Source organism: Paenibacillus sp. sgz302148 (genome assembly GCF_056120465.1).
In genome coordinates this window covers 223,393-248,851 of the sequence record NZ_JBVYOJ010000012.1, presented here as the reverse complement: position 1 = coordinate 248,851, position 25,459 = coordinate 223,393, and the positions used below count along the sequence as shown (strand labels likewise).

General features: G+C 53.4%; 22 protein-coding genes. 19 read left to right on the top strand and 3 right to left on the bottom strand.

Annotated features, from left to right (window positions below):
• Positions 1-492: 492 nt before the first annotated feature.
• The 15 genes from AC0LWM_RS19355 to AC0LWM_RS19285 all read left to right on the top strand — a co-directional run bounded on the left by AC0LWM_RS19355 (position 493) and on the right by AC0LWM_RS19285 (position 20,646).
• Complete coding sequence (locus tag AC0LWM_RS19355) at positions 493-1,935, top strand: CoA-acylating methylmalonate-semialdehyde dehydrogenase (protein WP_474676628.1); 1,443 nt, start codon at positions 493-495, stop codon at positions 1,933-1,935.
• Positions 1,936-2,299: 364 nt separating this feature from the next.
• Positions 2,300-3,028, top strand: coding sequence for a glycerophosphodiester phosphodiesterase (locus tag AC0LWM_RS19350; protein ID WP_474676627.1), 729 nt, complete (start codon positions 2,300-2,302; stop codon positions 3,026-3,028).
• Between the two features lie 263 nt (positions 3,029-3,291).
• Entirely contained in the window at positions 3,292-4,251 is a 960-nt protein-coding gene (locus tag AC0LWM_RS19345) for an ABC transporter permease (RefSeq protein WP_474676626.1), read from the top strand.
• A gap of 104 nt (positions 4,252-4,355) precedes the next feature.
• Complete coding sequence (locus tag AC0LWM_RS19340; RefSeq protein WP_474676625.1) at positions 4,356-6,089, top strand: extracellular solute-binding protein; 1,734 nt, start codon at positions 4,356-4,358, stop codon at positions 6,087-6,089.
• 311 nt (positions 6,090-6,400) lie between these two features.
• Positions 6,401-7,306, top strand: coding sequence for a carbohydrate ABC transporter permease (locus AC0LWM_RS19335; protein WP_474676624.1), 906 nt, complete (start codon positions 6,401-6,403; stop codon positions 7,304-7,306).
• 22 nt (positions 7,307-7,328) lie between these two features.
• Positions 7,329-8,219, top strand: a complete 891-nt coding sequence (locus AC0LWM_RS19330; RefSeq protein ID WP_474676623.1) for a CehA/McbA family metallohydrolase domain-containing protein — start codon at positions 7,329-7,331, stop codon at positions 8,217-8,219.
• Between the two features lie 29 nt (positions 8,220-8,248).
• A complete protein-coding gene (locus AC0LWM_RS19325; RefSeq protein ID WP_474676622.1) occupies positions 8,249-9,256 on the top strand; it encodes a LacI family DNA-binding transcriptional regulator in 1,008 nt (335 codons plus the stop codon).
• 74 nt (positions 9,257-9,330) lie between these two features.
• Positions 9,331-10,290, top strand: a complete 960-nt coding sequence (locus AC0LWM_RS19320; protein ID WP_474676621.1) for a carbohydrate kinase family protein — start codon at positions 9,331-9,333, stop codon at positions 10,288-10,290.
• Positions 10,287-11,654, top strand: coding sequence for a family 4 glycosyl hydrolase (locus AC0LWM_RS19315; RefSeq protein ID WP_474676620.1), 1,368 nt, complete (start codon positions 10,287-10,289; stop codon positions 11,652-11,654). The genes AC0LWM_RS19320 and AC0LWM_RS19315 overlap by 4 nt, the downstream gene beginning before the upstream one ends.
• Positions 11,655-11,666: 12 nt before the next feature.
• Complete coding sequence (locus tag AC0LWM_RS19310) at positions 11,667-14,684, top strand: alpha-mannosidase (RefSeq protein ID WP_474676619.1); 3,018 nt, start codon at positions 11,667-11,669, stop codon at positions 14,682-14,684.
• Between the two features lie 27 nt (positions 14,685-14,711).
• Positions 14,712-16,148 (top strand): leucyl aminopeptidase family protein, encoded by a 1,437-nt coding sequence (locus AC0LWM_RS19305; protein WP_474676618.1) that lies wholly within the window; start codon positions 14,712-14,714, stop codon positions 16,146-16,148.
• Between the two features lie 12 nt (positions 16,149-16,160).
• Complete coding sequence (locus AC0LWM_RS19300; RefSeq protein ID WP_474676617.1) at positions 16,161-16,937, top strand: sugar phosphate isomerase/epimerase family protein; 777 nt, start codon at positions 16,161-16,163, stop codon at positions 16,935-16,937.
• Positions 16,934-17,860: an aldo/keto reductase gene (locus tag AC0LWM_RS19295; protein WP_474676616.1), complete on the top strand. Its 927-nt coding sequence runs from the start codon at positions 16,934-16,936 to the stop codon at positions 17,858-17,860. Before AC0LWM_RS19300 ends, AC0LWM_RS19295 begins: the two co-directional genes overlap by 4 nt.
• Positions 17,861-18,062: 202 nt before the next feature.
• Positions 18,063-20,210 (top strand): LuxR C-terminal-related transcriptional regulator, encoded by a 2,148-nt coding sequence (locus AC0LWM_RS19290; protein ID WP_474676615.1) that lies wholly within the window; start codon positions 18,063-18,065, stop codon positions 20,208-20,210.
• Positions 20,211-20,388: 178 nt separating this feature from the next.
• Positions 20,389-20,646, top strand: a complete 258-nt coding sequence (locus tag AC0LWM_RS19285) for a response regulator transcription factor (protein ID WP_474676614.1) — start codon at positions 20,389-20,391, stop codon at positions 20,644-20,646.
• 169 nt (positions 20,647-20,815) lie between these two features.
• Here the strand turns inward: AC0LWM_RS19285 and AC0LWM_RS19280 are convergent, their stop codons facing one another.
• From AC0LWM_RS19280 to AC0LWM_RS19270, 3 genes are all read right to left on the bottom strand, one after another.
• A complete protein-coding gene (locus AC0LWM_RS19280; RefSeq protein WP_474676613.1) occupies positions 20,816-21,220 on the bottom strand; it encodes a hypothetical protein in 405 nt (134 codons plus the stop codon).
• Positions 21,213-21,827: an ImmA/IrrE family metallo-endopeptidase gene (locus tag AC0LWM_RS19275; protein ID WP_474676612.1), complete on the bottom strand. Its 615-nt coding sequence runs from the start codon at positions 21,825-21,827 to the stop codon at positions 21,213-21,215. The genes AC0LWM_RS19280 and AC0LWM_RS19275 overlap by 8 nt, the downstream gene beginning before the upstream one ends.
• A gap of 164 nt (positions 21,828-21,991) precedes the next feature.
• Complete coding sequence (locus tag AC0LWM_RS19270) at positions 21,992-22,441, bottom strand: helix-turn-helix domain-containing protein (protein ID WP_474676611.1); 450 nt, start codon at positions 22,439-22,441, stop codon at positions 21,992-21,994.
• Between the two features lie 278 nt (positions 22,442-22,719).
• Between AC0LWM_RS19270 and AC0LWM_RS19265 the strand changes: the two genes are divergently transcribed.
• From AC0LWM_RS19265 to AC0LWM_RS19250, 4 genes are all read left to right on the top strand, one after another.
• Complete coding sequence (locus tag AC0LWM_RS19265) at positions 22,720-23,202, top strand: sigma-70 family RNA polymerase sigma factor (protein WP_474676610.1); 483 nt, start codon at positions 22,720-22,722, stop codon at positions 23,200-23,202.
• Positions 23,203-23,384: 182 nt separating this feature from the next.
• Complete coding sequence (locus tag AC0LWM_RS19260; protein ID WP_474676609.1) at positions 23,385-23,831, top strand: phage tail terminator family protein; 447 nt, start codon at positions 23,385-23,387, stop codon at positions 23,829-23,831.
• Between the two features lie 3 nt (positions 23,832-23,834).
• Positions 23,835-24,902: a phage tail sheath subtilisin-like domain-containing protein gene (locus AC0LWM_RS19255; RefSeq protein WP_474676608.1), complete on the top strand. Its 1,068-nt coding sequence runs from the start codon at positions 23,835-23,837 to the stop codon at positions 24,900-24,902.
• A gap of 57 nt (positions 24,903-24,959) precedes the next feature.
• Entirely contained in the window at positions 24,960-25,406 is a 447-nt protein-coding gene (locus AC0LWM_RS19250) for a phage tail tube protein (protein WP_474676607.1), read from the top strand.
• Positions 25,407-25,459: the final 53 nt, after the last annotated feature.

The window sequence follows — 25,459 nt, the reverse complement described above, 5'->3', positions numbered from 1 at the left end:
CAAGAAGTATCTCGATATGAAAGAGTACTACGATTGGCGAAAGACCCAAAATCCAAAAGTACCTGTGTAATCCTAAACGAGGATTTTACACACAATATTGGACTTGACCTGAAATGAACCGTTCTACGCAGGAATAACTGTACTTTTGCATCTTTTCCTACGGAAGGAAAGGACGTCGAGGCGTCGGGATGCCGAAACGAAGATTCGAGGGACCAAACGACTCCTCCTTTGCATATTTCCTGCGAGAGGAAAGGACGTCGAGGCGTCCAGATGCCGAAACGAAGATTCGAGGGACCAAACGACTCCTCCTTTGCATCTTTTCCTGCGGAAGGAAGGACGTCGAGGGCGTCGCATTCCCGTCATCTATCGTTGGGCTGCGTCTAGGCAGGTATGGATAAAGTGGGCAAGGGTATTTTTTCGGGCGCAGAATTCACGCGTTCAACTTCAAGAGCTATCATAACTAGTTATTTATTCCGCTTTGGAGGTGCTACGATGAATACATTACACAATTATATCGGCGGAGCTTGGGTGGCCGCGGCTACGGAACGCAAAGAGGCGGTTCCGAATCCTGCGACCGGCGAAGCGTTGGCATACGTGCCGCTGTCTACGCAGGAGGATGTCGACCGCGCCGTAAAAGCGGCCAAGGAAGCGTCGCAGACATGGGCAAAAACGCCGGTTCCCCGCCGCGCGAGATATATGTTCAAATACCAGCAGCTGCTCGTGGAGCATTGGTCGGAGCTGGCTCAGCTCATCACCCAAGAGAACGGCAAAAGCTATGGCGAAGCCTACGGCGAAGTACAGCGCGGCATCGAATGCGTCGAGTTCGCGGCGGGCGCGCCTACGCTCATGATGGGCAGCATGCTGCCCGATATCGCGACAGGCCTTGAATCCGGCATGTACCGCTATCCAATTGGCGTCGTTGCCGGCATTACGCCGTTCAACTTCCCGATGATGGTGCCATGCTGGATGTTCCCGCTCGCGATCGCCTGCGGCAACACGTTCGTGCTGAAGCCGTCGGAACGGACACCTTTGCTGGCCAATCGGCTGGCCGAGCTGTTCGCCGAAGCGGGTTTTCCCGAAGGCGTGCTCAACATCGTCCACGGCGCGCATGACGTTGTCAACGGCCTGCTGACGCATCCCGACATTGCCGCCGTATCGTTCGTCGGCTCGCAGCCTGTCGCCAAGTATGTCTACACGACCGCAGCGGCGCAAGGCAAACGCGTTCAAGCATTAGGCGGCGCCAAAAACCATTCCATCGTCATGCCGGACGCAGACCTGAACCTCACGGTAAAAGAAATCGTCAACGCCGCATTCGGATCGGCGGGCGAGCGCTGCATGGCGGCTTCCGTCGTTGTTGCCGTAGGCGATATCGCGGATCGGCTGATCGAGCGGCTAGTTCAGGCGGGCAAGGAAATCCAAATCGGCAACGGCATGAACGAAGGCGTCTTCCTCGGACCGGTTATTCGCCAGTCGCACAAGGACCGGACCGTGGGTTATATCGAGCAAGGCTGTACGGAAGGCGCGAAGCTTGTGCTTGACGGCCGCAGCGTGCCGGAAGCGGCAGGAGACGGTTACTTCATCGGTCCGTCTATCTTCGACGAGGTGCAGCACGGAATGTCCATCTGGCGCGATGAAATTTTCGCTCCGGTTCTATCGGTTGCGCGGGTCGACAGCTTGGACGAAGCGATTGCACTCGCCAATCGTTCCGACTTCGCCAACGGTGCTTGCATTTATACGGACAGCGCAAAAGCGGTCCGCCAATTCCGCGAGGGCATGGATGCGGGCATGTTAGGCGTCAATGTCGGCGTTCCGGCACCGATGGCGTTTTTCCCGTTTTCCGGCTACAAAAACTCGTTTTACGGCGATTTGCATGCGAACGGACGTGACGGCGTCGAGTTCTATACGCGCAAAAAGATGGTTGTTGCCCGGTTTTGAACGATGTTGTGATTTTTACAAAAGATTAACGTAAAACCTGTTGCTAATTCCGCAAATACCGTGTAATATTAGATTAAGCAGTTAAGCGCTTACCCTTTGTTTGCATTTTGTAAACGACATGAGGTTAGCATTGTCTGAATAAACATAGGTTACCAATTCCGATCGTCTTGTCCGCTGCAGAGTCTGACATATCCTGCCACGACAAACAATTCCAATTTTCGGCTTAGCGGACTAAGGCGATCGGATAATAATTTTTAAACAAAATCAAGTATTGCCTTAAACACTCGATCATACTATAATACCAGCAAAGAAAAGAAAGCGCTTTACTGAAGGTTATCATTTTTTAGAACAGGAGCAAAACGATATGGTTCATCCAACGTTCCCGCTCATCGGAGCGCATACCGGCAGCGGTCAGGCTCCGGATAACACGCTAGCTTCGTTTATGGAGGGCATCGAATCGGGCGCAGACGTCGTTGAGGTTGATCTTCGGGTAACTCGCGACGGCACGGTCGTTCTGCTGCATGATGATACGCCGTATTTGCGCGAATGGTCCTACGAGCAATTGAACGAGCCGGCAAACCGCATCAAAGTCGACGAGATTTATGCCGATCATGAAATCGCCACGCTGGAGCAGGTTCTAAGGCTGGCTCAGGAGCACGGGGTTCAGCTGAACTTGGACATCAAATCCGGGGACGCTGTCGTACCGACGATTGAACTTGTTCGGGCGATCGATGCATCTGGTATCGTTTTCATCACAGGCTGCTCGGAAGGCATTGCCGGACGATATGACGGAATTCGGGTCGTCTACAATACGCCGGACGAATTGTCGGAAGCCGAATGGTTCGATTACGAGGCATGGGCCGACCGGCAATGCGAGCTGGCGCAAGACTCCGGTGCGTACGGTCTGAACATGGATTTCCGGACGTGTCGACCCGAAATCGTCGATCGTGCACACGCCAGAGGGTTGGCGGTTTGGGTATATACCGTCAACGATCCCGCATGGCAGCGGCAGTTTGCCGATATGGGCGTCGACGAAATTACGACAAGAGCTGTCGGCACGTTAACGCAGCTTCGCAGCGGAAGTGCGGTTTAAGGCAAAAAACGTGAGGGATACGCTAATGCAAGCGAGAAAAGGGTTTGTTTTCGTCGATATGGTAACGGTTCCACATCATCGCAATTCGCCGCAAACGGCTTTCGGTGATTGAACTTTTGTCCAATATGGAAACGGTACCATAACCTTTCGCCATATCGCCGTATCCTATAACCCGATCCGTATCGCATAGCCTGTTCGCCGCATCGCATTAAAGAAGCTGTTCCGCTCGATAGCCATTTCATTTAAGAAGGGAGTGCCCGTCATTGCAGGCCAATCTACAAACATCCCAGCCGGCGCTAAACCGGGGGCAGCGATTTTCGAAGCTATGGAAAAAAATATTGCTGCACAAATATTTATATCTCATGCTCTTGCCGTGTATCGTGTCGTTCATCATCTTCTCTTACATTCCGATGGGCGGCTTGCTGCTCGCATTCAAGGAATACAAGTTCAATGCCGGAATATTAGGGAGCCCTTGGGTCGGTTTAAAATATTTCGAGAAGTTTTTCAACGATTACCAAAGCGGCCAGCTCATTCGGAATACGCTCATTATTAGCTGCATGAAGCTGTTCCTCGGATTGCCGTTCCCGATCCTGCTCGCGTTGATGTTCAACGAGATTAAGAACAAGTGGTTCAAGAACATCGCCCAGAGCATTTCATATTTGCCCCACTTTCTTTCTTGGGTCGTCGTCATCGGGCTCGTGCAGCGCGTGCTTGCGCCAAATACAGGTTTGCTGAACGAAGCGATCGACTACTTCGGCGGAGACGGCAGCATCTTTTACATGAACGATGCGAATTATTTCTATCAAATCATGTTCGGCAGCCATATCTGGAAATCGATCGGCTGGGATTCCATCATCTATTTGGCGGCTATTGCCGGAATCAATCAGGACATGTACGAAGCGGCCAAAATCGATGGAGCAAGCAAATGGAAGGAAATATGGCATATCACGCTTCCGTCCATTACGCCGACCATTGTCATCTTGTTTATTCTATCGCTCGGCAGCATCTTGTCGGCCGGATTCGATCAGATCTACTTGCTCAGAATGCCTGGCAATATGCAGTTAGCGGATATTTTAGATACGTACGTCATTCGCGTCGGCTTGCAGGGCGGTCAATACGGTTACGCTACCGCCGTCGGCATGATGCAAGGCGTCATCGGCTTAGTTCTTGTCGTCATCGCCAACCGCATTTCGCGGAAAGTTTCTGAGACTTCGTTGTGGTAACCGAAGATTTCCGGTAACCGATCACAAGCATTTCTCCTTTTGTCGGAAGACGTCATATGGCGTTTTTCCATATAAAAAAATATAAAAGAGGGAAAGGTGAACACATGTTAGGAAACAAAAAGTGGGCAAAACTGCTGGCAACTCCGCTCATCGCAACGCTCGTATTTGCCGGATGTTCTTCCAAGGAAGAACCGAAGCCTGCGGATACGTCCAAGGGAACGACCCAGGAAACGCCAAAGGACAACAGCAACGATGGCAAGCCGGCAACTTGGATTGCCGACCGTAAGATCAAAGGCTTGATCTTTATGGGCGCCGACGATTATACGGAAGAGATGAATCCTGAAATCCTGAAACAAATTAAAGAAAAAACAGGAATCGACTATGAAGTGAACATCATGCCTGCCGAGCATTCGATCGACGGTTTGATTGCAGGACTTGCTTCGGGCGACTTGCCGGACTTCATTACCTTTTATTTGAACAATAGCGGCCGTCCGGAAATGCCGGTCGTTCTGAAAGCGGCTCGCGAGGGCATGTTCACCGATTTGACTCCGCTGCTTAAAGAAACAAAAGTATATAGCAAATATTTGCAAGACGGCTATTTGCCGCTTGATACGCAATATGGCGTCATGTTCCGCCCTGAATTTAACGGGTCGTCCTATTTCGTTCATATGAACGTCCCAAGAGAAGGCGGTTATGACACAAGAAAATGGGTAGGCGGTCCGCATATCCGCAAAGATATCGCCGAGAAGTTGAACGTTGATCCAAGAACAATCACAACGTCCGAGCAAATGTACGAACTGGCCAAAAAAGTCGCGGACGGCCACTTCAAAGACAACAACGGCAAAGAAATTTCCGTCATCGGCCCAAGATTCTGGGGCGGTAAAGACGTAGCTCAATTTGACAGCGATTTGATGTTTGGCGGAACCGGCGGCTTCCACCGCAACAGCGAAGGCAAAATCGTTCACGAGAGCGAAACGGAATATCCGATGAAACGCATCGAATACGTTCAAAAGCTGATGAAAGAGAAGCTGATGAACCCTGAGTACTACACGATGGAAGAAAATCGCGCGACGGAAGGCATTCTGAACGGTTCCTTCGGTATCGTTGCCGATATGCACAACTACCAAGATTTCAACAAAGACATGCACTATTTGCCGATCGGCCCGCTCAACGAAGGCGATAAGCCATACCAAATGAAACTGAGCTTCAAGAGCGGATACTCCGCGTGGGCGATTCCGTCCACAACGAAAAATCCGGAAGAAATCGTTAAATTCGCGGACTTCCTTGCAAGCCGCGAAGGCAAGCTTCTGTGGCAATACGGCATCGAAGGCAGAGACTACACGCTTGATGCCAAAGGCAATCCGCTTGTGAAGCAAGAAGTTCTTGATCTGAAGGACAAAGATCCAAAAGCGGCCAAAGCGCTTGGTTTTGCCGGCGTCGGCAACTCCTGGGGCGAATTGCTGGGCGGTACCGATCTCGATCGCACAGCCGATTTCGGCGAAGCGGAATACGGCGATGCCGTACATCCGGAAGCGAATGTAGCTCCTCTCAAAATCGCCGAATACTGGGGCTGGGACGAAAAGCGGAAAAACGCAAAAATCTCGGATACGTATTCTCCGACGGCATTCCTCGGCGAATTCGAGAAGAGCGAAGAGCTGAAAACTGCGCTCGACAACTATGAGGACAGCATGATCCGCGCGTACTATGCAAAAAGCCTGGATGAAGCGAAGAAAATTCTCGATGCGGCGCTTGAACAATTGAAAGCAAGCGGCCTTACGGAATACGAGCAGCTGCTCGAGAAAAAAGACGCCGATCCAAAAACGAAAGTCGATCTGTAACAAGCAATGAAGTTGCAAGGTGTCGGTTTCATCGGATTCTCCGTTGAAGCCGACCCTTATATAAATCAAAGCTTTCTATGTGGTTTTGCTTCTGCAAAACTGTAGCTATGTTCCGTCGAGCAGTTTTGCAGATTCAAAACGTAGCATATGCTTCCGAAGTAGCTTTGTTTCACAAACCTTAGCAAATGCTTCCGATGTAGTTTTGCTTCACAAACCTTAGCATATGCTTACGAAGAAGTTTTGCTTCACAAAACTTAGCATAGGCTTACGAAGAAGTTTTGCTTTGCAAAACTTTGAGGAGGACAAGAAAAATGGAATTTTACAAAACTTCCACAGGCGAAAAATTGTTCAAGATCGTGATTTATATCTTGATCATTCTCCTCTGTCTATCGATCATTCTTCCGTTCTTGAACATTTTGGCGCTTTCCTTCAACGCCGGCAAAGACGCGGAACGAGGCGGCATTTATTTTTGGCCGAGAGAATGGTCGCTTGACAACTATAAGGAAGTATTTTCATCATCGAATATTTTGAACGCCTTTTGGATTTCGTTGTTCCGGACCGTTCTCGGGACGTTGGCAAGCGTGTTCCTGACGGCTGCGGCGGCTTATGCTTTAAAGAGCAAGACGCTGCCCGGCGTGAAGTTTTTTACGATGCTCATCTTCTTCACGATGTTGTTCGGCGGGGGCATCATTCCGTATTACATGCTGCTGAAAGACTTGAACCTCATCAACACCATCTGGGTTTACGTCATCCCGGGATTATACAGCGCCTGGAACATCATCATCATGCGGACGTTCTTCTCGCAAATCAGCGCCAGTTTGGAGGAATCGGCGCGGATTGACGGCTATAACGATTTGTCGATCTTCCTGCGGATCATTATGCCGCTCAGCAGGCCGGTTGTCGCCGTTATCGCGTTGTTTAACGCGGTGGGACACTGGAACGACTGGTTTACGGGAGCGTTCTACGTTCGCGATGCCAAGCTGAGGCCGTTATCGACGTTGCTGCAGGAAATGCTGACCCGCGCGGATGCGCTTCGCAAGACGCTCGAGCAGGCTGCGGGGACGAAGCAATACGATATGCTCGATAAAATCCAGGTAACCGGAAACTCCCTCAAGATGGCGACGATTATCATTGTCGTGACGCCGATCATTCTCGTGTATCCGTTTATCCAGAAATATTTTGCCAAAGGCGTCATGATCGGTTCGATCAAAGAATAGCGAAGGGCGGTTGAACAAGCAGATGGCACAAATCGCGAATCCTTACGACAAGCAAGGTACATGGCTGCGGGGCAGCTTTCACAATCATACGACGAACAGCGCTTGCGGCACGCAACCGCTCGATATCGTGTACAGAATGTACGGGCAATACGACTTTCTCGGCATTTCCGACCATGACTTCATTACGACGCACGAAGGCAAACGGACGATCCCGACCGTGTTCGAGGCGATGGAAGTGAGCAGTCCGGAGCGGCACATGCTGCTGGTCAGTCCGCCTAGGTCGATCATGGACAATTTTTCGAACGCTTTTTCGGTCGAGGCGTACACCCGTTTCTCCGATACTTGCATTGCAAACGGCGGCATCAGTGTTCTCGTTCATCCAAACCGATATTTCTCGCAATATTGGCCGGTCGAAGACATGCTTGCCATGAGCGGTTATACCGGCATCGAGGTCGTTAACGGCGACGGCAATCCGGAATACGACATCGCGTTCGACAAATGGGATGCTTTATTATCGGCGGGACGCAAGGTGTGGGGCTTCGGCGGCGACGATTTCCACGTGTACGGGCAGGAGAAACGGACCTGGAATATGGTGCTGGCCGACCAGAATACGAATGAAAGCATTTTGGACGCAATCAAAGCAGGAAGCTTCTACGTATCGACAGGTTATGGATTCGAATCGATCCGCACGGAAGGCCATCGAATTGAAGTCAAGCTGCAGTCGAGCGAACGGTTGGACCGGATGTACAAATTTGTTTCCTTTATCGGCAAAAACGGCGAAGTACTGGCCGAAACTTCGGGGCGGTTCGCAAGCGCAGCCTACGAATGCAAGGGCGATGAAGGTTACGTAAGAGTGGCGGTTTATTTGGAAGGCGGCTTTGGCGCATTTTCCCAGCCTCTGTTCGTTGAATAAAATCGAAGCGAAGGAAGCCGTGAACGTTTATGGCGGTAAAAATCAAAGACGTTGCCCGCAGGGCCGGCGTTTCCGTAACGACCGTATCCCGGGTTTTGAATCAGGAGAAGTACGTTAGCGAAGCGTTAAAGCAAAAAGTAATCGGCGCGATCGACGAGCTCGGTTACGCGCCTAGCCATATCGCCCGCAGTCTCGTACGTCAGAAGACGAACCTGCTTGGCGTCATCGTACCGGACTTAACGTCCAGCTTTTATTCCACGATATTAAGCAGCATTGAAGAAACGGCAAGCGCCAATGGCTACAGCTTGCTCGTCTGTAACATTGTCGAAGATACGGATAAAGAGCTGCGTTATTTGAACGTGTTTCACGAAATGCGCGTCGACGGCATCATCATTATGCACGAGAAGGTGACGGACGACATTCGCAGCCTACTGAACAAGCTGAATATACCGGTAATATTTTCGAGCGTGAAACCGGCGGATCAGAAATATTTGTCGGTCATCGTCGACGATTACAAGGCGGCGTATGATGCGACAACGTATTTGATCGAGCTCGGTCACGAACGGGTCGGATTTATCGGCGGCGATATGAGAGACATTACATCCGGGCAAAACCGCTACGCAGGATATCGCAATGCGTTAACCGATCACCGGTTGAAAATGATATATGAATACGTCAAGTTCGGCGATTATAAAATCAACAGCGGATACGCCATGATGCAGGAGCTGCTTCTATGCGATCCTCCGCCGACCGCCGTCTTCGCGGTGAGCGACGACATGGCGCTTGGCGCGATGAACTGCATCGCCGACAACAAGCTGTCCGTGCCGGACGATATTTCGATGATCGGCTTCGACGGAAGCTCGCTGACCGAGTTGGTCAGGCCGCGGCTGACCTCGATGGAACAACCGATTCATGAGATGGGACAAGTGACCGTCGAGTCGCTTCTCGCCTTGATTGAAGATGGGGATCAAGTGAATGAGGATATTATTTTGCAGCACCGGATTGCGGAACGGGACAGCTGCAGACGATGGAGTTAGTCTGTAGTTGTCTTCTTTCATTTCAAGATATGGTATCGATACCAGAAAGAAACGATACGGCAGGAGGGAAGGAATTGAAAACATACGATGCGGTTGTCATCGGCGATGCCAATATTGACCTGGTCGTTGTCGGTGCAAGCGGCATGCCGCTGCCGGGACAAGAAATTTTCGTCGAGCAAATGCAAGTGCATGTCGGAGGCGGTGCCGCTCTGTTCGCGCTGAATCTTGCCAAGCTCGGCTTGAAGCTTGCTTTTAACGGCGTTTTGGGCAACGACTATTACGGCGCTTTTGTAAAAGAGCAATTCGCCCATTACGGGATCGATACATCCTATATCGCAACGAGCACCGTGAACAATACGGGCATTTCGATCGCCATCAATCCGGAGAAGGACCGCTCGTTTATTTCGTATGCCGGTTCGAACAGCGAGCTTAATTTAGGCACTTTGAATATGGACTGCGTCGCATTAGGGCGGCACGTCCATTTGACCGGTTATAAAGGCAGCCAAAATCACCCGGAATATATGAACCTGGTCACTTCGCTTAAGGAGATGGGCGTCACATTATCGTGCGACGTCGGCTGGGACGACACCGGAGAATGGTATGAAGGGATATTCGAGCTTGCCCGGCATATCGACGTCTTCTTCATGAACGAAACCGAAGCGCTTCATTATACGCGCTGCGCCACAATCCGCGAGAGCATCGAGAAGCTGGCGCGTTACGGCAAGCAGGTCGTCGTGAAGCTAGGTTCTCAAGGAGCGGTTGCCAGCAAGGACGGCAAACTAACATACCGTTCGGGCTTTTCGGTGGAATCGGTCGATACGACCGGTGCGGGCGATTCGTTTAACGCGGGATATATGTACGGGTATCTGACCGGACGGGATGTCGGAGAGTGCTTGCTGTACGGCAACGCTTGCGGCGCCTTTTCGGTTCAATCGTATGGCGGCAGCACGGGCGTGACCGATCTTGTCGAGCTGGAGCGCTTCATCGCGGAGCAAGTCGGCAAAACAACGGAGCTGTGGGAGGAAGCAATATGAAGCTCGCATTGATCGGCGGCGGCGGCGTGCGCGCCGTGTTGTTCACGAAGAGCTTGACGCTGAAGGCGGAGCAGTCCGGAATCACTCGGCTGACGCTGCACGATACCGACGAGGAGCAGCTCCGTCTCATCAGCCGGCTTTGCCGGATCGTAATTGACCGGAGCGGCATCGACTTGCAGTTGGACGTGACGACCGACATTCGGGAAGCGCTGCGCGGAGCCGATTATATCGTGACGACGATACGTGCGGGCAAAGAGGCGTCGCGTCATACGGACGAAGGGATCGCCTTGAAATACGGCGTCATCGGGCAGGAAACGACCGGCCCGGCCGGATTTTCGATGGCGATCCGCACGATTCCGGTGCTCCTCGACTACTGCAAGCTCGCTCAGGAGCTTGCGCCGAACGCATGGATCTTCAATTTTTCCAATCCGTCCGGCCTAGTTACGCAAGCGCTGCGGAACGCGGGTTATGACCGGGTGATCGGCATTTGCGATACGCCGAGCCATACGAAGCTGCGCATGGCCGAGGCGATGGGAATTGATCCGAAGGAGCTGTACGTCGAATTTTTCGGCTTGAACCATTTGTCTTGGATCCGCAAGGTGATTTATCAAGGCGAGGACCTGCTGACAACGTTGAAAAATGACGTTTCGTTTACGAACCGGGTCGATGAGTTCCGGATGTTCGATCCCGGCTTGCTTCGATCGCTTCCTTATTTGCCGAACGAATATTTGTACTATTATTACCATCGCGAGAAATCGTTGGCCAACATTATGAATGCGGGCAGCACGCGCGGCAAGATGATCGCGGAGAACAACAAGGCGATGCTGAACGAGCTGCGCGGTTTGGATATCGAAGCGAATCCCGACAAGGCGATTCAAATTTATTTGTACTACACGCAAAAACGCGAGGCGTCCTACATGGCGATCGAAACGAATTCGCAGGCGAAGCCGCTGCCTCCGGCAGAACAGCTGCAGCTGCCCAATTCGCTGGGCTATGCGGGCGTCATGCTCGATTTTGTCGATTCGCTGCAAACCGGCGAACAGAACAATATCGTGCTGTCGGTCCCGAATGCGGGCAGCATCGCAGGTTTTGCGGACGACGACGTCGTTGAGGTTTCTTGCGAAATTACGGCTGACGGGGCAAAGCCTGTGCAAATCGGCGAAGTGCCGGAGGCGATGCATTTGCTCATGAAAAGCGTGAAGCGGTTTGAACGCTTGACGGTGGAAGCCGTGCGGCATCGTTCGAAGGAACTCGCGGTCGAGGCGCTGATGGCGCATCCGCTCGTGCAGTCGTATTCGCTTGCCAAACAGCTGGCGCAAGATTATTTGGAAACTTACCGGGATATGCTCGGAGAATGGAAGTAGGTGACGGTAAAAATGAACGCGATGCATGCCAAGCTGTCCAAACTAAAAGGGCTTTGCCCGGACAACTATTGGGCCAAACGAATAATGGCGGAATTGGAATATGCGAACCGGGTCTCCCTGGTGGCGGGCGGTCGGTTCGACGATTTGATCGATTCGGCCGTTTCTTTTTTGCTGGATACGCTTGAGCAATCCGGTACGATCGGCGAAGAAGCGGCCCTGCAGGCGGAGCGGCTGCTCGCCGATATGGCCGGCGAAGCGAAAAAATATACGGTGCTGTGCGCGTCGCATGCCCATATCGACATGAACTTTTTGTGGGGCTGGGACGAGACGGTGTCCATTACGCTCAATACGTTCCGCACGATGCTCGACTTGCTGGATGAGTATCCGGACTTTCTGTTCTCGCAATCGCAGGCGGCCGCATATGAGATCGTCGAAAAGTATGATCCGGAGATGCTGGAGGAAATCAAGCGCCGGGTTGCGGAAGGGCGCTGGGAAGTAACGGCGGCGACGTGGGTGGAAGCGGACAAAAACATGCCGAACGGCGAAAGCATGGCCCGGCAAGTGTTAACCGCCAAAACGTATCTCGGCGAGCTGTTCGGTCTTGCGCCGGATGCGCTTGCGGTTGATTTCGAGCCGGATACGTTCGGCCATAGCGCAAACGTGCCGGAGCTGCTGCAGCAGGCCGGTATCAAATATTACTACTACTGCCGCGGCCACAACAACGAGGGGCATCATTTGTTCCGCTGGACGTCGCCTTCCGGCCGTTCCGTCATTGCCTATAAGGAACCGCACTGGTACGATTCGCGCATCGAACCAGCGATGGTCATGACGGTACCGGAATTTTGCAGCAAGACGAACATGACGACGATGCTGAAAGTATACGGCGTCGGCGATCATGGCGGCGGACCGACTCGACGCGATCTGGAGCGCGCGCTCGATATGCGGAATTGGCCGATTTTCCCGACGATTCGTTTCGGGACGTACCATGAGTTTTTTGCGCTTGCGGAGCAAACGGCCGGCGAACTGCCTGTCGTGAGCGGGGAGCTGAACTTTATTTTTACGGGATGTTATACGTCCCAAGCCCGGATCAAAAAAGCGAACCGCGTCTCCGAAAATTTGCTCGGCGAGGCGGAACGGTTCGGCAGCTTGTCCACGCTTGCAACCGGGTCACGCTATTTCGGAAAGGAATTAACGGAAGCATGGCGCAAAACGCTGTTCAATCAGTTTCATGACATCCTTCCCGGCAGCTGCGTGCCGGAAACGCGCGATCATGCGCTCGGCTACTTCCAGGAAATCGTCGCGATGGCGAACAGCAAAAAAAGCGACGCCATCCGCCGGCTTGCGGCACAGATCGATACGTCGCGATTCATCGTGGAAGGCGAGGATCTGCGAGAGAGCATGTCGGAAGGGGCGGGCGCCGGCGTTGGCGTGCATCTGTTCCGAACGGGCGAAAGCGATCGCGGGCGCGGGAAAACGCGGATTTTCCACGTGTTCAACAGCGCGCATGCGGACCGGGAAGAGGCGCTCGAGATCGTCGTCTGGGATTGGGACGGCGACTTGAGAAATTTGGCGTTTCAGGACGGCGAAGGAACACCGGTCGACTTCCAATTCATCGATCGCGGCTTTGCCGAGCATTGGGGGCATTTTTTCCTAAGGGTATTGCTGCAGGTGCGGGTTCCCGCGATGGGCTACAGTACCTACGTCATGACGGAAAAAGCGGGCGATATGAGCAATCTTGCGGCAGCCGACTGGAAGCTGGCCGGAGAGAACTTGCCGCCGAATGAACTGCACGCGTTCGTGCTGGAGAACGATCGGGTTCGGGCTGTGCTCGATCCGTCGAGCCTGGCGCTCGTGTCGCTTGTCGACAAGGAATCGGGCCGCGACGCGGTCGACGGCAGCCGTCCAGCCGGTATATTCCGGTTGATCGAGGAAGACACGTTCGGCGGAGGCGGCAATGCTTGGCTCGTCGGCCGTTACGGCAAAATCGAGCCGCTCACCGAAGGCATTCGGGTCGAGAAAAGCGAGCTCGGCAGCGATAAGATCAGGCAATCGGTGACGTATGCCGTTTCGTTCCGACATTCGAAGCTTAAGGTGATTGTTTCGTTGGACCGGAACAGCGCATCGCTCAATTACAACGTAGAGTGCGATTGGCATGAAATCGGCAGCAGCGATACGTTCGCTCCGCAGCTGCAATTTTATATGCCGGTCGGGTATGGCTGCGGCGCGTACCGTTACGATATTCCGTTCGGCACGATCGAACGGCCGGCGATGGCGCAGGATGTACCTGTCAACAGCTGGGCGCTGGCTTTGCCTAAGGATGGGGCGGCGTCCCGTAAAGCCGTCATGGTCGTCTCGGACGACAAATACGGCTTCCGTGGTGCAGACGACGCGCTAATCGTCAATCTGATTCGCGGCTCGCACGGTCCGGACCCGTATCCGGAGAACGGCGTGTACCGCTTCCAGCTGGCGGTTGGGCTAGTCGACCCGGCGAACCGACGGAAGCTGATCGAGACGGCGTATGCTTACAACAACCCGCTGAGCTTTGTGTCCGTTGCGGCACGCCAAGGGAAGTGGCCGCTTGCGCAAAGCCTGCTGCGTCTGGAAGAGGGCTCGGTCGCCGTTTCGGCGGTGAAAATGCCGGAGGTCCTTGCCGGCGTTGGCGCCGGTGCAGGTGCCGGTGCCGGTGCCGGTGCGAACGGCAAATGCATCGTCCGCGTATACGAAACCGACGGGGCGGACACGACCGCTTGCCTCGCAAGCTTCCGCGCCGTGAAGAGGGCGTATTACGTCGACGTGCTGGAGCGCGCAGTTGAAGAGGACGGGGTGGCTATAACGAGTGCTGCCAATGTCGCAAATGCCTCAAATGCCGCAAATGCCGCAAATGCCGCAAACGCACTGGATGCAGCGAATGAATCGGAGACCTGCAAGAGCGCGAACGCGTCCGATGCTTCCATTTCAGTTGATGGCTCGCATGTTCGGTTTGCCGTTGGAGCGAATCAAGTCGTGAACGTTTGTGTTGAATTTGAATAAATAAAACGAATCGCCGGAGGTGTGACAATGAAATTTGCAGCAGGCGAACGCCGGGACGTTCAGGTTGTCGTTCATCTTGTTTTTAACGAAACGGCCACGTTGCCGGGGTTACCCGACTACGAGCTCAAGGAGCATTACGGCGACGCCGGGGCGGTCACTTGGTTTTACGGTATGCGCGGTCAGTCCCATACGCTTGTTGTTGGGCTCGGCAAAGCGGAGAAGTTCCATATCGAACGGATTCGCGAAGCGGCCGGTATCGCCGGTCGCGCCGTCATCAAGGAAAAGCTGGCGACGGTTCATGTCTCGTTTGCCGTGCCGCAGGAACGATCGGCCGAAGGCTGGAACGAGTCTGATGCGGTGACCGCTTGGGTGGAAGGCTGGATGCTCGGCACCTATGCGTTCGACCGCTACAAAGCGACGCAGGCGGTCAATCCCGTCGAGTCGCTGTCCCTCGGCAGCGAAAGCTGCTTTGATGCGATCCGCCTCGGCCAAATTCGCGCCGAGGGCACGATCCTTGCGCGGGACCTGGCGAACGAACCGCCAAACCGGCTGCGGCCGCAAGACCTGGCTGACCGGGTAGCCGCGCATTTCGCCGGGACGGGCGTCGAGTTCAAGCGGTTCGAAGGCGAAGCGCTGGAACGGCACGAAATGACCGGCCTCATGGCCGTCGGCCGGGGCAGCGTTCACCCTCCCGTCATGCTCGAGCTGTATTATTGCACGGACGCCAGCCTTCCGCTGATCGCGCTTGTCGGCAAAGGCATCACGTTCGACACGGGCGGCATCAGCCTCAAGCGCGACCACGACATCAGCGACATGCGGATGGATATGGCCGGAGCGGCGGCGGTTGTCGGCGCGTTCGATATCCTTGCCAGAAGCGGCGTACGGGCGAACGTGATCGGCCTGATCCCGGCGGCGGAAAATATGCCGGACGGCGCTGCGCTGCTGCCGGGCGAGGTGCTGCAATACCCGAACGGCGTTTCCGTTCAGGTCGGCAATACCGACTCCGAAGGCCGCCTCGTGCTCGCCGACGCGTTGATTCGCGCGAACTGGCTGGGCGCCAAGGAAGTCGTGGACGCGGCAACGCTGACCTATTCGGTCAATGCGGCGCTTGGCTCTCGCTACGCCGGCATCTGGGGTGACGGCGATCTCGTTCGCGCTGTCCGCGCGGTCGGCGAGCCGATCGGGGAGCGGGTGTGGGAGCTGCCGCTTGTCGATGAATATGAAGCTCATCTTAAGAGCGATTATGCCGACATCTGCAATATTAGCCATGTCGGCGAAGCGGGAGCGACGACGGCGGCGTTATTTTTGCGCAAATTCGTTCATGCTTCCCTGAAGTGGGTTCATATCGATATGGCTTCGCTGAAGGATTCGTCGTCCACCCGAGGCTATATCGTGCCGGGCGCAACCGGCTACGGCGCACGCCTGATGGCGGATTTGGTCGCGGCGCGCAATAAAGGACAATAGGAGGAGAACACCATGAAACATAAATTCGCCGCCCAGCTGTTTACGCTCCGCAAGGAGCTAAAGGCCGATTTTCCGGCCGTGCTGCGCAAGCTGAAAGCGATGGGCTGGAACGCAGTCCAAATCGACGGCTTGCACGGATATTCGGCGGTTGACATTGCCGCCGTTCTTGAGGAAACCGGTTTGAAGACGGCCGGCATGCACGTAAGCTTGGACCGGATGTACAACCATCTGGACGAGGTACTTACGGAGGCGCGTTTGTTCAAGGCGACGGAGATGTTCTGCAACTCCTTGCCCGGCGAGCTGCAGACGGTGGAAGGCTATCGTCTTGTGAAGGAGCGGCTGAACGACGTCGCTCGCCGCGCCGAAAGCGCAGGCCTCCGCGTTGGCTTCCACAACCATGATTTTGAATTCCATACGATGGTGGACGGCAAGTTCGCCTTGGAATATTTGCTGGATCCCGCGGACGGAAACCGCATCTACGCGGAGGTCGATTCGTATTGGGTGAAGAAAGGCGGACAAGATCCGCTTGCGTTCATGAGTCAATATCCGAACCGGATGCCGATCATGCACCTGAAGGATATGACGAACGACGAACGGCAGACGTTCGCGGAAATCGGCTCGGGCTCGATCGAGTTTGCTCCGCTGCTTGAGTGGGGCGAGGCGAATGGGGTGGAATGGTACGCGGTCGAGCAGGACTACTGCCCGGGCGATCCGTTTGACAGCCTGCAGATCAGTTTGAACTACTTGAATCAATTGGCGGATCAGCTGCAGAACGGAGGCGTACGATGAAACGGATTAAGATTCAAGGGCTTGATAAAACGTGCACGCAGCTGATTCTTGGCTGTGCCGGCCATTATAAGCCGCACAATTACGAATGGGCGAGCGGCATGCTGGACGCTTACGTGAAGAACGGGGGCAATACGCTGGACATGGCGCGCCATTACAGCGGCAGCGAGCAGACGGTCGGCCGGTGGATGCAGGAGCGGGGCAACCGGGAGCAGATCGTCATTTTGACGAAGGGAGCCCATCATGACGAGAACGGACCGCGGGTGAATCCGCAGGCGATTCGCGACGATTTATTCAAAAGCCTGGAGATGCTGCAAACCGATTATATCGATTTGTACGCGCTGCATCGCGACGACCCGTCCGTCCCCGTCGGCCCGATTATGGAAGCATTAAACGAGCAGCTTGCCGCAGGGCGCATGAAGGCGATAGGCGCTTCCAACTGGACGCTTCGGCGGATTCAGGAAGCAAACGAGTATGCGTCGGCGCATGGACTGGTCGGATTTACGTTCAACAGCCCGAACCTGAGCCTCGCAAAGCCGAACGAACCGATGTGGCCTGGCTGCGTATCGGCCGACGACGAAGCTTGCGCCTGGCACGAGCACAATCAATTTCCGCTGCTGTCCTGGTCTTCCCAGGCGGGCGGTTTCTTCACCGGATTGTATGCGCCGGATAAGCTTGACAACGACGACATGGTACGCGTATACTACAGCGACGCCAACTGGGAAAGATACCGGCGCGCCGGGCAGCTCGCCAAGGAAAAGGGCTGCACGCCGATCGACATCGCGCTGGCATACGTCGTCAACCAGCCGTTTCCGATCGGCGCATTGATCGGCCCGGCGAAGCTGGAGGAGCTGGAGTCCTCGGTACGAGCGCTGCAAATTCAGCTAAGCCGCACTGAGTTGGATTGGTTGAATTTAAAATTATAGTGATAGGCCTGCAATCCATGCCATATTTCACGAAATGCCACGTTTCGTAAATATGGCATTTTTGTGTGTTCGAATCGATATCGTTTTGTGTCCGCGAAGTGAACAACTAGACCGCCATCGCTACAAAAGCTTATACTAGTAATAATTGCATCAGCCCGGAGGACAGTTTATCGGAGAATATTGCATAGATGGGATGAGGATCATGGACAAACTGCAATGGAAACAAATTCAGAAGCTTCAGGATATTTACTCGCAAGCTCTGGGCTTGGCCATTGTAATGACAGATTCGAATGGAAACCGCGTGACGGAGCGTTCGGGATATCGAGACTTAAAGGAAGCTCTGTTCGATGCGAACGCCGTCAATGACAGCATGATGAAGCTGCTGGGGCAGCTTCGCGAATACCCCAGAATGGTGTTGTACGAAGGCAGATTCGGGATGAAATATATTGTGTCGCCGATCTGGATTGAAGGCAAACCGCAATATTACATATGGTCCGGTGTTGTGATCGAAAAATGGACAAGGCCGCTTATGAAACGGAATGCTCAGAGCTCTATGCCGTCTGAAGAATTTGATCGGTGGGAGCAAGCCGCCGAGTTGATTGCCGACACAACGGAAGAGCAAAAACGCAGTTTAATGGATCAGATCGCCCATTTGTCGGAAATCACGGCTTCCGTCATTATGGAGAAGAAGCTGGAAGGGAAGCTTGTATCGGCCTTCGGCATTCTGAACGAGCATTCGGCTTCAAGCAAATCGAACGAAAATGTTGTTGCTTCATTGACCTTGTTCTCCGAGGCGGTTGGACTCGATATCGCGGGGCTTGCCATACAGACGAAATCGGATTCGTTCGTGATCCGCTACACCGTCGGCAAGCAAGGGCATGAGCAGCTTGTCGATTCGCTCGTGATGGCGGGGGAAGGTTTTCTCGGCCAGGTTCGACTAACGGAACAGATCGGATATTGGGAGCATGTCGGCAATGATCCCCGGTCGGCTTTCTTTAACCAGTTCGGTTTGTTTCCGAAAACCGTCGTCGTTTATCCCGTTAAGTTCAAGGACAAGATGACGGGAATTTTATTCGGACTGTCGGAAGCCGAAAGCTTGCCTCCGTTGTATGTGGAATTCGGTAAGCTGATCGCAACGATGAGCGGAACGCACATCGGAGTCAGCGAGCTGGATGAGCTGAGCCAGAAGCAATCGTTTCGCTTGATTACATTGCTTGAGGTTTGCCAGGTCATGAAGGATATGAAGGACTTGCTCGGGATCGCCATCACGCTCGTCGACTTCGCCTACAACTCCTCGAGCGCCGTTTTCTCCTATGCGGTCGTCAAACGACCGGGCGAGGACGCACAAGCCTTCTACCGGGGACTCGCCGAAGAGGAAATGGATGATTTTGTGGAAGAAGTGAACGCCAGAGTATTCGAGGGCTCTACGGCTCGCGCCTCATCTCCGCAGCAGCCTTATATGCACATGACGGAAGATGGAATCACCATAATGGAGTTTCCGATGAATGTTCGGGAGAGGGTCGTTGCCGTACTTGGCGTCGCCGTGCGAGGAGAAGCGAAGGCCGCCGAATTCCGGCATTTCCTCAGCGCGCTTGCCTCAATCGGGGAAATGCGCATTCAATATTTGCACGAGCTGCAGCTGTCGCAAACGATCGAAAGCGTCGATATGCTGCATCAGATCGTGCTGGAGCGCAATCGGGACGAATTCGTCTATGCGGCCCGTGCCAAAGGACTCGCCGTTCAGTTCGCAAGACGGCTTGACCTTCCCGCCGAGGACATTGAGCAGCTTGGCATGGCCTGCCTGCTGTTCAAATATAGCGACGATTTCATCGAGCGTAAGCTGCGTTTGCCTCGGGTGGCTCAATTGCTGGGCAGTGCCAGGCAGCTGATGAACAGCAAAGATAACCCCGGACTAGGAACAAATTCCTATGACATGATCACCCTCATTTTTTGTATCGTCACGCATTATGTTCTTCAATATGAAACGATCGAATCGCTTGAGGACTATAGACCCGTACATGAGCAATTGGTCGGACAATTCATCGAATTCGTCGGAAAGAATGAACCGGCGGCGGATGAAGGCCCGTCTCCGCTCCTGAAGTGGACGGTCGAACCGATGCAGTCCGAACCGCCGCTTGAACTCGGTGCGCTCACCCCTCGCGAGAGAGAAGTATTCGATTTAATTATCCTCGGATTAAGCAACCAGGACATTGCCGCAAAGCTTCACATCAGCGTACATACGGTGAAAAACCACTCGACGAAAATATACGAAAAGCTTGGCGTCAGTGACCGGACACAGGTGATGGCCAAAATGTATTTTGGGGACTTTTACGCGAAACACAGAAATTAACTGTCGGTTCAGAACTTGTATAGGAAGCATATCCTATACTTGTGCTCGGAAAAAAGTCTGAGGAAATAGGAAACGCAGGTGATAGGAAAAATTACCTCAATGCTGCAAAATGGAAGTAACCAAACGGACAAATCGTTTCGTTATGAGAGAAATTTTGGACAGCCAGGGGTGTGGGACATTGATCGCAGATCAAAAGACAAATGAAATCAATGGGGCGTGCATGCGGATGGCGCGTGAATTTCATCTCACAACAAGAGAATTGGAATTGATCATGCATCTTACGATGTATGGTTCCAGCAACAAAGAGCTGGCCAACGCATTAGTCGTGACGGAAAAAACGGTGAAAACGCACATGTCCAACATTCAGCGGAAAACGAACACAACTTCGACAAGAGAGCTGTTGTCTCTTGTGATCAAGTCGGCATTGCACGCGTAACGAAGCTTGTAGGATCGGTCATGAATCGGGGGCACAATACGAACGGATGAAAAACTTTCCTTCAGCAGAAGAAGGAAAGTTTTTTCGCATTTCTAACGCGCATGAAGTTATGCGGCAAGGGGTTTAAAGGCTTAATTGAAAATTATTGTAAAGACGTAAACGATCAAGCCTAGTGCTCCAGAATCATCGTTTTATTTCGTTTCGGCGCATTCCAGGCAAATCGATCCGTAAGCTCCACCTGCAGCACCTCCTCGATGTCCTCCATACGGATCATCAAACGGCAGACATCGGTAAGATCCAGCCCGGTTTCTTCGTAACGACGCTTCATCGAGCTTATATCGATTCCGATCGTATGCGGCAGGTCGCGGCACACCGTCAAATCCTCCAGCAGCACGGAAGCATGCAGCGATCCATCCATATAATCGTCCCTGCACATCGGGCGGAAAGGCGCCGTCAGCGGAAGCCGGAGCATGCGACGATTCCAATCGAGCTCCCCTCTTCGGCAGAACAGCACCAGCGTTTCCGCCTTCATCCTATCTTCATAAAAATCGTACAGCACCGTCAAATTAGCCACGCTTGCGGCTCCCCCTCGCTTGAAGCTGATGATACAGCTTCTCCATAATCGATTTTGTTTCCTCGCTCCAATTGGCTGGGTCAAATTTCCTACGCTTGTTGCGGGCGACCTTGGCCGTCTCTTCCGATACGATGCACTGCAAAACGCGCCGCTGAATCCCTTCAAGCCTTCGCCGGGCCAAGTCCGGCGTTACTTTGAACTCCTGCGTCAGCAAATCGATGATTTCGCTCTGCTGCCGGGGCAGTTCCAGCTTGCGGAGCATGGAATACGGGATGGCCGCGTACAGCTGAAAGTTATTTGCCTCCAGCTCCTGCATTTGCGTGTAGGCCGCCGGCATTTGCATCTGGTTGCCCGCATGGCGAAGCACGTGGCACAGTTCGTGCAGGAAATCCTCCCACTGTCTCTCGGGGCTTTGCCTGCTGTCGATGTTCATGCTGAACATGCCGTTGCGTTCAATGACCTGGCTTCCGATTTCGAGATAATACACCCAAATGTTCAGCCTTGCCGCAAGCTCGGTGATGGTCAATTGATTCGGCTCCTTGATGCCGATGTTCCGGTACAACCGCTCGATCCATTCTTCCAACGGCGTCAAAGGATAATTTTGCATGACAACACCCCTACGATTACGAATATATGTTTGGTTACTCGCGAAAAAGAAAAGCCCTACATAAAGGGCGTACATATTGAGTCCGTTCTATGATATGCTGCATTGGCCGAATATCCGAGCCTTGGATCCAGCGTGCCTTGCCCGGCTTTCGTGCGGATAAAGCATTATTGTGGGTCTTCCGGCTTGCGGCCGGACTCCTGAAGCTTCAGAAACTCCCAGAACTGCCGCAGTTCGCGGCGCCTTTGCTCAGGTGCTTCCTTATACTCCTTGAAAAAAACGTTCATCTCCGGATCGTCCCACTCGTGGCCGCTTTCGTCTTCAGCCTTATTGTTCTCCGGACTCTCGGCGGCTTCTTTTTCGCTCGTGCTCAACTGAGCGGCCAACACGTGAACGGGCCGGGGCTCGTCCGTCTTGCCGAGCAAATAGTCGATCGAAACCTGGAACAAATCCGCCATTCGATGCAATGTTTCTTCTCGGGGAATGCGGTTCTTCTCTTCCGACTCATAACCTGCGATCGTCGACCGCGATACGCCAAGCGCTTCGGCTGCTTGGTCTTGTGTCCAATGTTTACTGTCTTCTCTAAGCTGCTTGAAGCGTTGCGCGAATGCAGTCACTTGATCACCACCGGAATGTGCTGTTCCTATTTTACATCAAGTATTGGAAAAAAGAAATAACAAAACAGAACTTATGTTCCTTAAAAAAAATTCGAAAAATAGGAACAAACGTTCTTGACATTCCATTTGTTAGAGGGTATATTGTTAGCACAAAATGTTCCTAAACGGAACAATCGTGCAACTTTTGATAACTTTAAACCATCGAATTATTTCTAATACCGTTTATTTATAGTCCGAATGTTCCTTTTAGGAACAAAAATCATGAATGGAGGGATTACATGTTCGATTTATGGATTCAATATCAGCAATCGAAAAAAACGTTGGACGAGCTTCTCCCGAACGTGGCGGAAGCGGGCGAACGGCAAATCGTTGCCGGCATGGTCCGCGAAGTCGAATGGGTCATGCAGTGGATTTCGACCGGACGGCAGCCGGGCAACCGGCGCGGTGTCGAGCGAAGATCCAGCGTGCAGCGGGAGCTGCTGACAGACCCGATTATTTTGCAGGCGGTAATGGAATCGCCCTCGTATTCGGGACAACGGGACGTAGTGCTATCCAAGCAGCAGTTGGACAAGCTGGAAGCGGCGTTATCGCTGCTGAGCGCGAGGGAACGAGAGTGCTTCGAGCTCGCCCATGGCCGAGGATTTACGCTTTCGCAAATCGCGGAGCTGCTCTCGGTTAGCAAGGGGACGGTCAGTATTTATGTTCGTAGGGCGAACAAGAAGCTTGCCGTACTCCGAACGGAAAACGCATCGCAGCGCTGATTTCCGGCCTTGTCTTCCGATTGCCACCTATAGATGATAGGAACATATGTTCCTGTAATGAGGAGGCGATATCAAAATGAAGGCAAGCTTACGCTGCGTCGACCGCACCTCCCGCGTATTTGGAGAGTCTGTTCGATCGTCGATCGGATTGCCGGAAGAAGCGGGTCGAGGGGGCGAATCGGATGTTAATCGAAAGCTTAGGCGGCATTCATGAACAGCTCCAGGCATTATTTCCTGAAGTCAGCACGATTTCGATCAATGTCGTGCCCGATCCTATGGTAAGGCCGTCCTGTTCCGTTGTTCTTGCGGAATGCGGCGACACGCATGAAGGCAGCTCCGGTTATTCGTCCCAAGTGAAATGGGACATCGTCTATTACGCCACGCTTGGCGAGGACGGAAAGCCGTCCGCCATGGAGCAGCTGGCTGCGGCGGATCGCATTCGGCAAGCCTTTATGGATTTGCTCGTTCTGCCGTGTCCCGGCGGGGACAAGTTCCGAATCGCCGGTGCCGAAGGCGGCTACCGTGACGGACAAGCCTACATCAGGGTTACGCTTGAGAACGAATACGGACGTGCCGCCGTGACACATGAAAAGGTGCAATGGATCAACATGAAAATGAAGGAGGTTTAAGGGATGGGATTACCAAGTGTAAACATCGTATTTAAACAAAAAGCGGCTGCTGCGGTGCAGCAGGGAGCTGTTGGCGTGCTAGCGCTCGTATTGAAGGACACTTCCGTTACCGAGCTGAAAGAATATGCGCTGGACAGCGTCGCCGAAATTCCGGCTGCTCTCGCGGAAAACAACCGCGGATATATCGAGATGGCGTTTATGGGGGCGCCGCGCCAAATTCAGGCGGTCGTCATCCCGGCCTCGGCGTCGGATTACGTCGCAGCACTCAATTATCTCGAAACGATTCGCTTCAATATCGTTGCGTTCCCAGGCGTGGCAACGGCGGACGTCGCGGCCTTGTCCTCGTGGGCGAAAACGATGTTCACGGCGAAGGATCGCAAAGTGATGGCGGTTCTGCCGAATTCGGCAGCCGATCATCCGGCGGTCGTCAATTTTACGACGGAAGGGGTCGTCGTCGGAAATAAAACGTATACGGCCAGCCAATTTACGGCGCGTATCGCCGGGCTGATCGCCGGCCTTCCGCTGACGGTCGCCCCGACGTTCCAGGTGCTGCCCGAGGTGACGGATGTGCCGAAGCTGACGAAAGCGGAAGCGGACGCGGCCATCGACGCCGGCAAGCTCGTGCTGTACCACGACGGCGAAAAGGTTAAGATCGCCCGGGGCGTCACCTCGCTAGTGACAGTTACCGAAGACATGGGTGCTGATTGGAAGAAAATCAAAGTGGTGCGTATCCTGAACAAAACGTATCACGACATCAAGGAAACAATCGAAGATCTGTATATCGGTAAAGTGCAGAACAGCTACGTCAACAAGCTGCTGCTCGTTTCCGCGATCAACGCCTATTTCGAATCGCTCGAGCAGGACGGCATTTTGGATCCGGGCAAAAACACGATGTCCATCGATGTGAATGCGCAGCGCATCTACCTGAAGTCGATTCTCGGCAGCGAGGAAGTCGCCAAGATGAACGAGCAGCAACTGAAGGAAGCGAATACGCGCGATCAGGTGTTCCTCGTGGCGACCGAACGTCCGCTGGATGCGATCGAAGACGTAAAGCTGACGGTGAATCTGTAATCTTTTGGCGGAATGGTTGGACATGGAAGAAATCGATATAACGGGAGGTACTAACGAATGACAATGAATAAGCTTAGCGGTGAAAAAGTCATTTCCGGCTCGTTCGGCGAGGTGTGGCTCGACAACGAATTCGTAGGCGAAGCGATCGCGATGGAGGCAAAAATCGAAATCGAGAAGGAAGACGTTACACTCGTCGGCAACCTCGGAACGGACAGCAAATTTATCGGCTACAAAGGCAGCGGCACGCTGCGCATGCATAAAGCGAACTCGCGCATGATTTCGAAGATCAGCGACATGATCCGGATGGGCTACAACCCGCGGTTCAAAATTTTGTCCGAACTGAAGGACCCGGCGGCTTACGGCTCGGAGCGGATTATCATCCTGGACGCCAACTTCAACGATTTGACGCTCGTGAACTGGGAGCTGAAGAAAAAGGGCGAGATCGAAGCGCCGTTTACGTTCACGAAGTGGGAGCATCCGGATTTGATCCATCACAATCAATAAGCGGGAGCGGGGCGGTAATGCCCCCTTCTTTTTTCCCTTTTTGCATTTAAATT

Bases quoted from the DNA above. Each gene is read 5' to 3' on its own strand.
- AC0LWM_RS19355 (WP_474676628.1), top strand. From the start codon at position 493: ATGAATACATTACACAATTATATCGGCGGAGCTTGGGTGGCCGCGGCT.
- AC0LWM_RS19350 (WP_474676627.1), top strand. From the start codon at position 2,300: ATGGTTCATCCAACGTTCCCGCTCATCGGAGCGCATACCGGCAGCGGT.
- AC0LWM_RS19340 (WP_474676625.1), top strand. From the start codon at position 4,356: ATGTTAGGAAACAAAAAGTGGGCAAAACTGCTGGCAACTCCGCTCATC.
- AC0LWM_RS19335 (WP_474676624.1), top strand. From the start codon at position 6,401: ATGGAATTTTACAAAACTTCCACAGGCGAAAAATTGTTCAAGATCGTG.
- AC0LWM_RS19330 (WP_474676623.1), top strand. From the start codon at position 7,329: ATGGCACAAATCGCGAATCCTTACGACAAGCAAGGTACATGGCTGCGG.
- AC0LWM_RS19325 (WP_474676622.1), top strand. From the start codon at position 8,249: ATGGCGGTAAAAATCAAAGACGTTGCCCGCAGGGCCGGCGTTTCCGTA.
- AC0LWM_RS19315 (WP_474676620.1), top strand. From the start codon at position 10,287: ATGAAGCTCGCATTGATCGGCGGCGGCGGCGTGCGCGCCGTGTTGTTC.
- AC0LWM_RS19310 (WP_474676619.1), top strand. From the start codon at position 11,667: ATGAACGCGATGCATGCCAAGCTGTCCAAACTAAAAGGGCTTTGCCCG.
- AC0LWM_RS19305 (WP_474676618.1), top strand. From the start codon at position 14,712: ATGAAATTTGCAGCAGGCGAACGCCGGGACGTTCAGGTTGTCGTTCAT.
- AC0LWM_RS19300 (WP_474676617.1), top strand. From the start codon at position 16,161: ATGAAACATAAATTCGCCGCCCAGCTGTTTACGCTCCGCAAGGAGCTA.
- AC0LWM_RS19295 (WP_474676616.1), top strand. From the start codon at position 16,934: ATGAAACGGATTAAGATTCAAGGGCTTGATAAAACGTGCACGCAGCTG.
- AC0LWM_RS19290 (WP_474676615.1), top strand. From the start codon at position 18,063: ATGGACAAACTGCAATGGAAACAAATTCAGAAGCTTCAGGATATTTAC.
- AC0LWM_RS19275 (WP_474676612.1), bottom strand. From the start codon at position 21,827: ATGCAAAATTATCCTTTGACGCCGTTGGAAGAATGGATCGAGCGGTTG.
- AC0LWM_RS19265 (WP_474676610.1), top strand. From the start codon at position 22,720: ATGTTCGATTTATGGATTCAATATCAGCAATCGAAAAAAACGTTGGAC.
- AC0LWM_RS19260 (WP_474676609.1), top strand. From the start codon at position 23,385: ATGTTAATCGAAAGCTTAGGCGGCATTCATGAACAGCTCCAGGCATTA.
- AC0LWM_RS19255 (WP_474676608.1), top strand. From the start codon at position 23,835: ATGGGATTACCAAGTGTAAACATCGTATTTAAACAAAAAGCGGCTGCT.
- AC0LWM_RS19250 (WP_474676607.1), top strand. From the start codon at position 24,960: ATGACAATGAATAAGCTTAGCGGTGAAAAAGTCATTTCCGGCTCGTTC.